The sequence below is a fragment of the Stenotrophomonas sp. genome (assembly GCF_032099025.1).
In the GTDB taxonomy this organism is placed as follows: domain Bacteria; phylum Pseudomonadota; class Gammaproteobacteria; order Xanthomonadales; family Xanthomonadaceae; genus Stenotrophomonas.
Window position 1 is genome coordinate 1 of sequence record NZ_DAMCID010000028.1, and the last position, 11,763, is coordinate 11,763.

Sequence of the window (11,763 nt, forward strand, 5' to 3'; positions counted from 1 at the left end):
GGGCGTCGCAGGCAAGGGTATGGCGGCCCCGCGCTCGCCCCACCGGCAGCCGCTGCTGAGGGACCTTCCCCGGCAAAGATATGGCGGCACGGCGCTCGACCCACCGGCAGCCGCGTCTGCTTCAACGCGCGCCCTCCCAGCAGATGAAAGAACAGCCAGACAAAAAACCCCGCGGCGAAGCCGCGGGGTTGCTTTAACCGGTGTAACAACCAACGGTATGCCCACCGTGGGTGGGCACCCTTCGGGCCGTCGACGAGCGACGTCAGGAACGGCTACGCGTCCCTTGCGTTACCTGCCCGTGAGGTTCAGTTCCTTGAGCAGCTGCGGAGCCGGCGCCACTTGCTGCATGATCCACTGCATGTAGCGGCTGTCCACCGCGATCATGCGGGTCATCACCGGGTCGAACACCCAGTTGGAGCTGACCGATTCCCAATTGCCATCGAAGGCCAGACCGACCAGCTTGCCGTGCGCGTCCAGCACCGGCGAACCGGAGTTGCCGCCGGTGATGTCCAGGTTGGACAGGAAGTTGACCGGCACCGAACCTACCCGCTTGTCTTCCAGACCACCGTAACGCTTGGCCTTGACCGCATCGAGCAGGGCCTTGGGCGAATCGAACGGATCGGCGCCGGTTTCCTTGGCCACGATGCCTTCCAGCGTGGTGAACGGGGTGTACGCCACGCCATCCTTGGGCGTATAGCCCATCACGTTGCCGAAGGTGATGCGCAGCGACAGGTTGGCGTCCGGATAGACGAACTCGCCCTTGCTCTTCTTGTAATCGGCCAGCGCCTGCAGGTACGCAGGACGGGCCAGCAGCGATTCGCCTTCGCGGGTCTTCTTCTGCTCTTCCTGCTTCAGCAGCGCCGGCATCATTGCCACGGCGTACTGGATAACCGGATCGGTGCTGGCCTCGAAGGCGGCGCGGTCGGCCTTGAACCAGGTCAGGCGTTCGTCAAGGCTGCCGAGCCGGGTGCCGGACAGCTTGGCGACCAGGCCGTCCACGGCGCCGGCATCGCTGCCTGCCAGCCACTGGTTCAGCACCTCGTTGGAGCGCTGCGCCGGCGGCAGCGCCACGTACTGGTTCAACCAGTACTGCTGCAGTTGCCGGTCCATGCCTGCCACGTAGCGGCGGTCCATCTGGCGCAGGCTGCCTTCAATGGTGGGCAGGTCGCGTTCCTGATAGCCGGCCTCGCGTTCGGCATCGGGCTTGGCGCGCTCGATGGACAGGCGGTACAGCGACAGCGCCGCCCCCACGGCCGAGGTGGCGTTGAACTGGCTCACGAACAGGTCGCGCTCGCGCGTCGCCTTGCTGGTGTCCAGGTGTTTGATCAGCTGCGCATGCGCGGCCAATGCCGGTTTGCCGGCGGCGCCCTGCTGCTTCAGCCAGGCCAGCACGGCGGCTTCCTCGGCCTGCTTCTGACCGGCGGCATCGATGCGCTTGAAGCCTTCCAGCTGGCCGGCGTAGTTCTTGGCCACGTTGTTCATGCTGGCGGCGGTGGCGGCGTACTTCACCTTGACGTCCGCATCGGCCTTGCCGGCCTTGTCGATCAGCGCCAGCACCGCGTTGTAGTGGCGGGCGATGGTCGGGTAGGTCCAGTCGGCGGTTTCGTTGAACTCGCCGGCGAGCGCATAGCGGTTGGTACGGCCCGGGTAGCCGGCCACCATCACGAAGTCGTCGGCGCCCAGCGGCTGGTCGGCGAACGTCAGGAAGTGCTTGGGCTGGTAAGGCACGTTCTCGGCCGAGAACGCGGCCGGCTTGCCGTCCTTGCCCACGTAGGCACGGTAGAACGAGAAGTCACCGGTGTGGCGCGGCCACATCCAGTTGTCGACGTCGCCGCCGAACTTGCCCACGCTGCCCGGCGGCGCGTAGACCAGGCGTACGTCCTTGATTTCCATGTTGCGGAACAGGCGGTAGGTATTGCCGCCGGAGAAGCTGTACAGGCGGCAGCGGAAGCCGGCGTCGGCTTCACAGGCGGCGGTCTGGGCCTTGTCGAAGGCGTCCAGCGCGCGGGTGCGGGCCAGCGGGTCCTTGCCGGCGGCGGCGATGGCGGCTTTGGCCTGGTCGGTGACGTCGGTGATCTGGTCCAGCACGAACACGCGGGCATTGGGGCCGGCGCTCAGCTCGTCCTTCAGGGTCGGCGCATTGAAGCCGTCCTTGATCAGGTTCTTCTCGGCCGTCGAATTCAGCTGGATCGCACCGTAGGCACAATGGTGGTTGGTGACCACCAGGCCCTTCGGCGACACGAAGCTGGCGGTGCACCCGCCCAGCGCCACCACCGCGCCCATCGGGTCGCCGGTCAGGTTCGAGATCTGTTCCGGGGACAGCTTCAGGCCCGCCTGCTTGAGCGGCCCGGCGATTTCCGGCAGCTGTTGCGGCACCCACATGCCTTCAGCGGCATGGGCGGCCTGGACCAGCCCAAGGCTGGCGACGACGGAAAAAGCGAGCAGGTTCGAGCGCATGGGCGGCCCCGGAATAGAGAACCGCCGATTGTATCCGGCTCCCCCACCCGCCCTGTCGGCCAAAAGTCATGGCAAAAACGGCCGGCTCCCAATGGGCCCTTGATGAAACACACCTCGACCCCCGTTGCGCACGTAACCATTCATAGCGACACGCCGCGCGTGTCCGCCGCGCGCCGCGCGGCGCAAGCGTCCGGAGCCCGCCGGTTGTCGTTTGCGGCCAACTTCCCGCGTTTACACCCACCGAAGCCACCCGTCAGGCGTTCATGGTCCCTGAACGAAGAGCAGACACGCATGGCGTGCCCCTACGCCCCGCCCTGCCCGTCATTCCCACCCGCACCGCAACATGCCCCGGCCCCCGCCGGCCCTATAATTCGCCCTTTCCCCCCAGACGAGTTCCACCCCGATGGCGCAGCAAACAATGAAGGCCCTGGTCAAGCGTGAAGCCGCCAAGGGCATCTGGCTCGAAGACGTGCCGGTGCCGGTGCCGGGCCCGAACGAGGTCCTGATCAAGCTGGAAAAGACCGCCATCTGCGGTACCGACCTGCACATCTACCTGTGGGACGAATGGAGCCAGCGCACGATCAAGCCTGGCCTGACCATCGGCCATGAGTTCGTCGGCCGCATCGCCGAGATCGGCCCGGGCGTGACCGGCTACGAGATCGGCCAGCGCGTCTCGGCCGAGGGCCACATCGTGTGCGGCCACTGCCGCAACTGCCGCGGCGGCCGTCCGCACCTGTGCCCGAACACCGTGGGCATCGGCGTCAACGTCAACGGCGCCTTCGCCGAATACATGGTGATGCCGGCCAGCAACCTGTGGCCGATCCCCGACCAGATTCCCTCGGAACTGGCCGCGTTCTTCGACCCCTACGGCAATGCCGCGCACTGCGCGCTGGAATTCAACGTCATCGGCGAAGACGTGCTGATCACCGGCGCCGGTCCGATCGGGATCATCGCCGCCGGCATCTGCAAGCACATCGGTGCGCGCAACGTGGTGGTGACCGACGTCAACGACTTCCGCCTGAAGCTGGCCGCCGACATGGGCGCCACGCGCGTGGTGAACGTGTCCAACACCTCGCTCAAGGACGTGATGAAGGACCTGCACATGGAGGGCTTCGACGTGGGCCTGGAAATGAGCGGCAATCCGCGCGCGTTCAACGACATGCTCGACTGCATGTACCACGGCGGCAAGATCGCCATGCTCGGCATCATGCCCAAGGGCGCCGGCTGCGACTGGGACAAGATCATCTTCAAGGGCCTCACCGTGCAGGGCATCTACGGCCGCAAGATGTACGAGACCTGGTACAAGATGACCCAGCTGGTGCTGTCCGGCTTCCCGCTGGGCAAGGTGCTCACCCACCAGCTGCCGATCGATGATTTCCAGAAGGGCTTCGACCTGATGGAACAGGGCAAGGCCGGCAAAGTGGTGTTGAGCTGGAATTGAGGCAAGAAAAAGGCACCCGACGGGTGCCTTTTTCTGTAGTGCCGGCCGCTGGCCGGCTTCCCACGATGTCAGAAGCTGCGGAGCCGGCCAGCGGCCGGCACTACGACAGCGCCGTTTGTTGGGTCACTGCCCTACCGCCACGGTGAACACCACGCGGTTGTCGGCCAGCTTGCCGGAGTTGTCACGCCCGTTGCCATCGGTGCCGTAGTAGCCCAGGCCCAGGGTGAACAGGCCCCAGGTGCGGTTCACGCCGATGTTCCAGTCGGTGTAGTCCTGCGCGATGCCGTCCTCGAACGTGCTGCGGCCTACGTTGGCGGTCAGGTTGAACTCCTTCGGCAGCGCCCACTCGGTGCCGGCCGCGAAGTACCAGCCGTCGGTGTCGGTATTCCAGACATCGTTGGTGTAGGCCACGGTCACGTTGTAGTGCTCGGCGAAGCTGGTCTTGGTGATCAGCTCGGTGTAGGCCAGTTCGCTCGAACCGGGGTAGCTGTAGTGGTTGAGCATCACATCGAAGTTGACGCTGTCGGTGATGTCGACGCCATAGCCGACGAAGTAGTCGACCTCGGCATCCGGACCGCCGTCGCCGAAGTCCACGCCCGAACCCCACACGCCCGCGTAAAGACCCACGGGCGAGGTGTAGGTGAAGCCAGCCTGCAGGGTCGGGTCTTCGTCGGTCTGCGACAGGCCGCGGAAGACGTAATCGGACACGCCGGTGACGTTCCAGCTGAACGGAGATTCGGCCTCGTCCTGGGCACTGGCGGCGAACGGGGCAAGCAAGGCGGCGCAGAGCACTACGGCGGCGGTACAGCGCGTGGCGTGGTTCATGCGGGGTCTCTCCGGGACGTGGGATGGGCGGGTGCGGCGCGGTTTACAGTTTTTTAACCTGATTGATATTGCGATGCAACAATGTCATGCGCAACCGTTTCCCTGCCCCCGGCTTGCCCGCCGGTTGCAGGGGCCGCCCGGTGGCCGGTCCCGGCAGGTAAAATCCCGGTTTTCCCGTGCCGATGACCGCCTGCCATGACCGACGCCACCTCCGCCCCGCTCACCCAGCACTACGTTGAGGAACTGGAGGCGATCCGCGCCCAGGGCCTGTTCAAGTCCGAGCGCGTGATCACCAGCCCGCAGTCGGCCGAGATCACCCTGGACGATGGCCGCACGGTCCTGAACTTCTGCGCCAACAACTACCTGGGCCTGGCCGACCACCCGGACCTGATCCAGGCCGCCAAGGATGCGCTGGATACCCACGGCTTCGGCATGGCCTCGGTGCGCTTCATCTGCGGCACCCAGGACCTGCACAAGCAGCTGGAGAAGCAGATTGCCGCGTTCTTCGGCAAGCAGGACACCATCCTGTATGCGGCCTGCTTCGACGCCAACGGCGGGCTGTTCGAGCCGCTGCTGGGCGAGAACGACGCGATCGTCTCCGACGCCCTCAACCACGCCTCGATCATCGACGGCGTGCGCCTGTGCAAGGCCAAGCGCTTCCGTTACGCCAACTGCGACATGGCCGACCTGGAGGCCCAGCTGCAGGCCGCCGATGCGGCCGGTTGCAGGACCAAGCTGATCACCACCGACGGTGTGTTCTCGATGGACGGCTTCATCGCACCGCTGGACGAGATCACCGCGCTGGCGAAGAAGTACAACGCGCTGGTGCACATCGACGAATGCCATGCCACCGGCTTCCTGGGCGCGACCGGGCGTGGCTCGGCCGAGGTCAAGGGCGTGCTGGACAGGATCGACATCATCACCGGCACCCTGGGCAAGGCGATGGGCGGCGCCCTGGGCGGCTTCACCTGCGCCAGCGCCGAGGTGGTCGAGCTGCTGCGCCAGCGCTCGCGCCCCTACCTGTTCTCCAACTCGCTGCCGCCGCACGTCGTCGCCGCCGGCATCAAGGCGTTCGAGATGCTCGCCGGTGCCGACGACCTGCGCAGCACGCTGGCCGAGAACACGGCGTACTTCCGGGCGAAGATGACCGCCGCCGGTTTCGACGTGAAGCCGGGCGTGCACCCGATCAGCCCGGTGATGCTGTACGACGCGCCGCTGGCGCAGAAGTTCGCCGAGCGCCTGCTTGAAGAAGGCATCTACGCGATCGGCTTCTTCTTCCCGGTGGTGCCGCAGGGCAAGGCCCGCATCCGCACCCAGATCAGCGCGGCGCATACCCGCGCCCACCTGGACCGCGCCATCGACGCGTTCACCCGCATCGGGCTGGAACTGGGCGTGATCAAAGGCTGAGGCGACTGGGTAGAGCCGACTGGGTAGAGCCGACTGTGTAGAGCCGACTGTTAGTCGGCTAACCCCCTCAGCCGCGGCGAAATCCAACCTGCGCGCTCCGCGCGTTGCCGACTAACAGTCGGCACTACAGCGGCACCACAGCGGCACCACAGCGGCAAATCAGCGGCAAATCAGCGTAAATCAGCCGCAAATCAGCAGCAAATCAGCCGCAAGTCAGCGGCACCACAACGGCACCGCAGAAATGACGCGCAACACGCGTCATTTCTTCTTTTTCTTCTTGTCCTTCGGGTCCTCTTTGCTGGCGACCACCACCGGCTTCGGCGCCGCATTGGGGTTGCCCTTGGCCACGCGGATGCCGTTGGACTTCATCCACGCGTCGAATTCATCGGCGCTCATCCGCTTGTCGCCATCACTCATCAGAAAGCGGTAGCTGCCGCGGCCATCGCGCTCGGACGGCTGCAGCTCCACGATCTTGTCGGTCACCGGCGGGCTGGCTTTGGCCACTTCTTTGTGGCCACCGCAGGCGCTCAGCAGCGCGGCCGGCAACAGCAGGCAGGTGCCGCGCAGCAGGGAACGGGTGAGGGGGTGGGCGTGCATGGCATTACTCCCGGTAGTGGACGGAATCTCGGTTGCAGGCCATCCCTTGCCCGGTGGTGGGCCTGCCTGGCGGCAGGCCACGGGGTCACGCGTCGGCCACGGCACGCTCGGCCGTGGCAGTAAGCAGGTGCAGTTCGTGCGGCTCCAGTTCGCGCCAGGCACCCTTGGCCAGCGTGCCCAGCGGCAGCCGACCAATGCCCACGCGCACCAGGCGCAGCACGTTGATGTCGAAAGCGGACAGCAGCCGGCGGATATGGCGGTTGCGCCCTTCCTCCAGCACCACTTCCAGCCAGGCGGTCTTGTCGCCGCTGCGCAGCAGCCGCGCCTCGCGTGCGCGCAGGAACTCGCCGGCATCGTCCACGCCCGTGCACAGCGCGGCCAGCTGCGCGGCATCGGGAATGACATCGATCTGCACGTGGTAGGTCTTGTCCGGCCCGGTGGCCGGATCGGTCAGCAGCGCGGCCCACTGCGGGTCGTTGCTGAAGAGCAGCAGCCCTTCACTGGCCTTGTCCAGCCGGCCCACCGGCGCCAGCCACGGCAGCCCCGCGCCGTCGAAGCAGCGGTAGACGGTGTCGCGGCCACGCTCATCCTGCGCGGTCGTGACCAGGCCGCGCGGCTTGTTGAGCACGATGTGCAGGCGACGCGGCGCGTCCAGCGCGCGGCCATCGACATGCACCACGTGGCGGCCGTCGATGATCGGGAATTCGGGGTTGTTGATGGTGCGGCCGTCGACCGTTACCCGGCCGTCGGCGATCCAGCGCGCGGCTTCGGTGCGCGAGCACAGCCCGGCCTTGGACAGCACCCGCGCCAGGCCGTGACGTGGCGCGTCAGTCGCGCGCGTGGCGGGCTTGGCCGGCGCGGACGCACGCCGCGGATCGCGGCGTGGTCGGGACGGTGGCGCGGCAGGGGGCCGACGTGTGCTCATCGGTCTCCGCGCGCAGTGTCTTACTTCTTGCCGCCCGGCTTGCTTTCAGCCGGTGCTTCGACGGCCGGTGCTGGTGCGGCTGCGGCGGCCGCGCGCGGCTTGACCACGCGCACGCCGCGCGACTTCATCCAGGCGTCGAACTCATCAGCGGTCATGCGCTTGCCGTTCTGGCTCATGTCGAAGCGCCAGGGCGTGTTGTCGAACTCGGTCTGCGGCTTGTACGCGGCCGGATCGTTCGGCTTGATCGCCGGGGCACCCGGCATCGCCTTGGCGATGTTCTGGCAGCCGTCGATGCGCAGGCGCTGCAGCACGCGGTCCAGCGACTGCTGCTGGTCGAAATTGGAGGTCAGCACGCCGGCGGGCATGCCCAGCTGCACGTTGCGGATGTAGAGCTCGGAGGCGACCGGCGCGATCGCGGTGGCCGGCAGCGGCAGCGGCGAAGCGCTGGTGGCCGATGCCGAGCAATCCACGGCTGCGTAGGCGGTGGGAACCAGGGCCAGGCCAAGTGCGGCGGCCAGTGCAATACGCAGCATGGGATGCATCCAGGAAAGGGGTCGACGCGCCGAGTTTAACAGCGCCACAACGGCTTTCAAGGTCCAACATTCAATGAATACGGCAACTTGTTGGAATTATTGTTGATTTTCGTATTTTTAAGCAGCAGCCGACTAACAGTCGGCTCTACCCCATCGGCTCTTACCCCGTCGGCTCTACCGCGCGGCAAAAAAAAACAGGGCCCGGCAATGCCGGGCCCTGTCCTGAGGCTGTACTACCAGAAGGATCAGTTCTGGACGTTCAGCTCGGTACGACGGTTCTTTGCACGACCTTCCGGGTTGTCCGAGCCATCCGGGTTGGTGTTCGGCGCAATCGGACGGCTCTCGCCGTAGCCGATCGGACCCACCAGACGCGAAGCGGCAACGCCGTTCTTGGTCAGGTAGTCGTACACCGCGGTGGCGCGGCGCTCGGACAGCTTCTGGTTGTACTCGTCGGTGCCCTTCGAGTCGGTGTGACCAGCGACTTCAACCTTCAGATCCGGGTAACGGGTCAGGATCTGCGAGGCTTCGGACAGGATCGCCACGGCGTCCGGACGCAGGGTCGCCTTGTCGAAGTCGAAGTTCACGCCCTTCAGGTCGATGGAGACCGGAACCGGGCAACCGTCCGGACCGATGGTCTGACCCGGCTGCGAATCCGGGCACTTGTCGTCGCAGTTGTTGACGCCGTCACCGTCGTCATCCAGGTCTGCGCAGCTCGGAGCAACCGGAGCCGGTGCCGGAACAGCAGCGGCCGGCGGCGGACCCAGCGGGATCACGACACCAACCGACGCCAGCACGTCGCCGAACCAGCTTTCATCATTGCCGGCCAGGGCCGGGTTGTAGCTGCGGTCGTCGAAGTCACCGCGGTAGGCCACTTCGGCGCGGACAGCAACGCGCTTTTCGAAGGTGGTCTGCAGACCGACGCCGACCTTGGCGGCAAAGTTGCCGTCCTTGCGGTCGCCCGGGCGATCATTCAGACGCGAGTACTCTTCTTCCGACTGCTGGTAACCCAGACCCATCAGCAGGTACGGGTTCCAACCACGGCCTTCGGAGATGAAGTGGCGACGCAGATCGATCGAGGCGCCGTACTGGCTCCAGTTCAGATCCTGGTTGTCATCGAAGTTCGGGTTCTGGTAGTTCAGCTCGCCGTCCAGCGACCAGTTGGGGCTGATGAACTTACCGAGGCCCAGGGTAACGAACGGAGCGTCGTTGGTCAGACGGTCGCTATCCTGGAAGTTGAAGCCGGCCGAACCGGTCAGGTACCAGCGGTCATCAAAATCCTGCGCCGATGCAGCCTGGGCGAAAGCCAGGCCGCCCAGCAGCGCGGCAGTGAGGATCTTCTTGTTCATTGAGTACAGCTCCTATTTCGGGGGTATGAAACCGGTAGAGGCATGGGCCAGCACTACTGCGTCGTTTTCAGACTGCCGATTCAGCACGCCACCGCCGCGAACATTATGCTCAGGCGAGTGAAGGTGATGTTAACGGTCACGTAACATGTGAAGACGGCGACCAGACCTCCACCGGTCCAGCTGGAGGCACCCTATACAGGTTGATGAAGTTCCGCAAGACCCAACAATGACAAGGGTTTTGCCACCTTCTCAGAGTTTTCAATGACTCGCCACAGTATTTGATGCAGATCGGACGCGCATTCTTATTCAGCGCACAAACAGGTTTCATGGCAACCGTATGATGAGGAGGAATTCCCCCCCACGGAGTTGCCATGAAAGCTGTAGGCCTGACCCGCTATCTGCCCATAGACGACCCCGCTTCGCTGCAGGATCTGGAACTTCCAGATCCTGGTGTACCCAAGGGCGCTGACCTCCTGGTGCGCATACAGGCTGTTTCCGTCAATCCCGTCGACACCAAGCAACGCGCGGCGCGTGAGGGCGAAGAAATTCCGGCGCGCGTACTCGGCTATGACGCTTCCGGCACGGTCGAGGCGGTGGGTCCGGATGTCACCGCGTTCGCCCCTGGCGACGAGGTCTTTTACGCAGGGGATGTGACCCGCCCCGGCAGCAACGCCGAGTGGCACTGGGTGGACGAACGCCTGGTGGGGCGCAAGCCAACCACACTCGATTTCACCGAAGCGGCCGCGCTGCCGCTCACGGTGCTGACCGCCTGGGAGCTGCTGTTCCAGCGCATGCCGCTGCACTTCGATGGCCGCCGCCATGCAGGGCAGACGCTGCTGGTGATTGGCGGCGCGGGCGGCGTGGGTTCCATCGCGATCCAGCTGGCGCGGCATGCCGGCTTCACCGTGGTCGCCACCGCATCGCGCGATGCGTCGGCCGAATGGTGCCGCCGCATGGGAGCCGATCACGTCATTGACCATCACCAGCCCCTGCCCGAACAGCTGCACGCACTGGGTCTTGCGCAGGTCGACGTGGCGCTCAACCTGGCCGATACCGATCGCTACTGGGACGTGCTTGGTGAACTACTGGCACCGCAGGGCCACGTTGGGCTGATCGTGGAACCGCGAGGCGCGCTGCGTATCGGCGATCCTTACAAGTCCAAGTGCATCGGCATCCATTGGGAGTTCATGTTCGCGCGGGCGCGTTTCCGCACGCCCGACATGATCGAGCAGCACCGCATCCTCAGCCGCGTGGCCAGCCTGGTGGATGCCGGCGCGTTGCGCTCCACCGCACACACCTCGCTGGGCACGATCAATGCCGCGCACCTGCGCGAGGCGCATCGCCTGCTGGAAGGCGGCGGCGTGATCGGCAAGCTGGTGCTGTCGGGCTGGTGATGCGAGGCGGCGCCGGACGCTACTGTGTGCGCGCATTGGTGCCCATCTGTATCTGTCGGCACGCGCCAGCACCGCCTACATTCCATGCTCCTCCCCGGTGAAGCCGCCATGCCCACGTCCCTGCCCCTGCGCCTGCTGCAACTGCTGATCGGCCTGTTCCTGTACGGCATGGGCGCGGCGGTGATGATCCGCGCGGCGATCGGCGTGGCGCCGTGGGACGTGCTGTCACAGGGCATCGCACTGCAGACCCCGCTGTCGTTCGGCGTGGCCACCAATGTGATCGGCGCGCTGGTCCTGCTGCTGTGGTGGCCGATCCGGCAGAAGCCGGGCCTGGGCACGGTACTGAACGTGTTGATGATCGGTCCCAGCGCGCAGTTCGGTCTGTGGCTGCTGCCGGAAGTGCATGGACTGCTGTGGCAGGTCCCCATGTTCCTGCTGGGGCTGGGGCTGGTCGCCCTCGCTACCGGCCTGTACATCGGGGCGCGCTTCGGGCCGGGCCCGCGCGACGGGCTGATGACCGGCCTGCATGCCCGCACCGGCTGGCCGATCTGGCTGGTGCGCAGCCTTATTGAAGGCACGGTGCTGGTGATCGGTTGGCGCCTGGGCGGCAACGTAGGCGTGGGCACCCTGGCCTTCGCCCTGCTGATCGGCCCGCTGTGCGGCGTCACCCTGCCCCTGTTTGGCATCCATCGACCCGTAGTGCCGGCCGCTGGCCGGCTCCCCTGAATCCCCGGCATTACGTGGCGCCCGTAGTGCCGGCCGCTGGCCGGCTCCCCTGGATCCGGCATTACGTGGAGCCCGTAGTGCCGGCCGCTGGCCGGCTCCCCTGAATCCGGCA

General features: G+C 65.9%; 10 protein-coding genes. 4 read left to right on the top strand and 6 right to left on the bottom strand.

The genetic code is table 11. The features are described 5' to 3' along the window. Positions 1 to 288: 288 nt before the first annotated feature. Positions 289 to 2,457 carry a S46 family peptidase gene (locus RT456_RS16285; protein ID WP_313348085.1) on the bottom strand — a complete coding sequence of 723 codons (2,169 nt, stop codon included), beginning with the start codon at positions 2,455 to 2,457 and terminating at the stop codon, positions 289 to 291. Between the two features lie 418 nt (positions 2,458 to 2,875). Here RT456_RS16285 and tdh point away from each other — a divergent pair, with 418 nt between their 5' ends. Continuing rightward, positions 2,876 to 3,898: an L-threonine 3-dehydrogenase gene (tdh, locus tag RT456_RS16290; protein ID WP_313348133.1), complete on the top strand. Its 1,023-nt coding sequence runs from the start codon at positions 2,876 to 2,878 to the stop codon at positions 3,896 to 3,898. A 123-nt stretch (positions 3,899 to 4,021) separates the two neighbouring features. On the opposite strand, the gene RT456_RS16295 is transcribed toward tdh, so the two are convergent. Continuing rightward, entirely contained in the window at positions 4,022 to 4,723 is a 702-nt protein-coding gene (locus tag RT456_RS16295; RefSeq protein WP_313348086.1) for a TorF family putative porin, read from the bottom strand. A 195-nt stretch (positions 4,724 to 4,918) separates the two neighbouring features. Here RT456_RS16295 and kbl point away from each other — a divergent pair, with 195 nt between their 5' ends. Further along, on the top strand, positions 4,919 to 6,130 hold the full coding sequence (kbl, locus tag RT456_RS16300) for a glycine C-acetyltransferase (protein WP_313348087.1): 1,212 nt from the start codon (positions 4,919 to 4,921) through the stop codon (positions 6,128 to 6,130). Between the two features lie 258 nt (positions 6,131 to 6,388). On the opposite strand, the gene RT456_RS16305 is transcribed toward kbl, so the two are convergent. From RT456_RS16305 to RT456_RS16320, 4 genes are all read right to left on the bottom strand, one after another. Next, complete coding sequence (locus RT456_RS16305; protein ID WP_313348088.1) at positions 6,389 to 6,727, bottom strand: hypothetical protein; 339 nt, start codon at positions 6,725 to 6,727, stop codon at positions 6,389 to 6,391. Between the two features lie 85 nt (positions 6,728 to 6,812). Then, the gene (locus RT456_RS16310) at positions 6,813 to 7,652 is read right to left on the bottom strand and encodes a pseudouridine synthase (RefSeq protein ID WP_313348089.1); all 840 of its coding nucleotides are present in this window, start codon (positions 7,650 to 7,652) and stop codon (positions 6,813 to 6,815) included. A 20-nt stretch (positions 7,653 to 7,672) separates the two neighbouring features. Further along, a complete protein-coding gene (locus RT456_RS16315; RefSeq protein WP_313348090.1) occupies positions 7,673 to 8,185 on the bottom strand; it encodes a hypothetical protein in 513 nt (170 codons plus the stop codon). A gap of 245 nt (positions 8,186 to 8,430) precedes the next feature. Next, entirely contained in the window at positions 8,431 to 9,531 is a 1,101-nt protein-coding gene (locus RT456_RS16320; protein WP_313348091.1) for an OmpA family protein, read from the bottom strand. Between the two features lie 371 nt (positions 9,532 to 9,902). On the opposite strand from RT456_RS16320, the gene RT456_RS16325 reads away from it, so the two are divergent. Beyond that, on the top strand, positions 9,903 to 10,925 hold the full coding sequence (locus RT456_RS16325; protein ID WP_313348092.1) for a zinc-binding alcohol dehydrogenase family protein: 1,023 nt from the start codon (positions 9,903 to 9,905) through the stop codon (positions 10,923 to 10,925). Positions 10,926 to 11,033: 108 nt separating this feature from the next. Continuing rightward, positions 11,034 to 11,651, top strand: a complete 618-nt coding sequence (locus RT456_RS16330) for a hypothetical protein (RefSeq protein ID WP_313348093.1) — start codon at positions 11,034 to 11,036, stop codon at positions 11,649 to 11,651. The last annotated feature ends 112 nt before the right edge of the window (positions 11,652 to 11,763 follow it).

Coding starts and splice junctions, on each gene's coding strand:
- RT456_RS16285 (WP_313348085.1), bottom strand. CDS start 2,457: ATGCGCTCGAACCTGCTCGCTTTTTCCGTCGTCGCCAGCCTTGGGCTG.
- RT456_RS16320 (WP_313348091.1), bottom strand. CDS start 9,531: ATGAACAAGAAGATCCTCACTGCCGCGCTGCTGGGCGGCCTGGCTTTC.
- RT456_RS16310 (WP_313348089.1), bottom strand. CDS start 7,652: ATGAGCACACGTCGGCCCCCTGCCGCGCCACCGTCCCGACCACGCCGC.
- RT456_RS16305 (WP_313348088.1), bottom strand. CDS start 6,727: ATGCACGCCCACCCCCTCACCCGTTCCCTGCTGCGCGGCACCTGCCTG.
- RT456_RS16330 (WP_313348093.1), top strand. CDS start 11,034: ATGCCCACGTCCCTGCCCCTGCGCCTGCTGCAACTGCTGATCGGCCTG.
- RT456_RS16315 (WP_313348090.1), bottom strand. CDS start 8,185: ATGCTGCGTATTGCACTGGCCGCCGCACTTGGCCTGGCCCTGGTTCCC.
- tdh (WP_313348133.1), top strand. CDS start 2,876: ATGAAGGCCCTGGTCAAGCGTGAAGCCGCCAAGGGCATCTGGCTCGAA.
- kbl (WP_313348087.1), top strand. CDS start 4,919: ATGACCGACGCCACCTCCGCCCCGCTCACCCAGCACTACGTTGAGGAA.
- RT456_RS16325 (WP_313348092.1), top strand. CDS start 9,903: ATGAAAGCTGTAGGCCTGACCCGCTATCTGCCCATAGACGACCCCGCT.
- RT456_RS16295 (WP_313348086.1), bottom strand. CDS start 4,723: ATGAACCACGCCACGCGCTGTACCGCCGCCGTAGTGCTCTGCGCCGCC.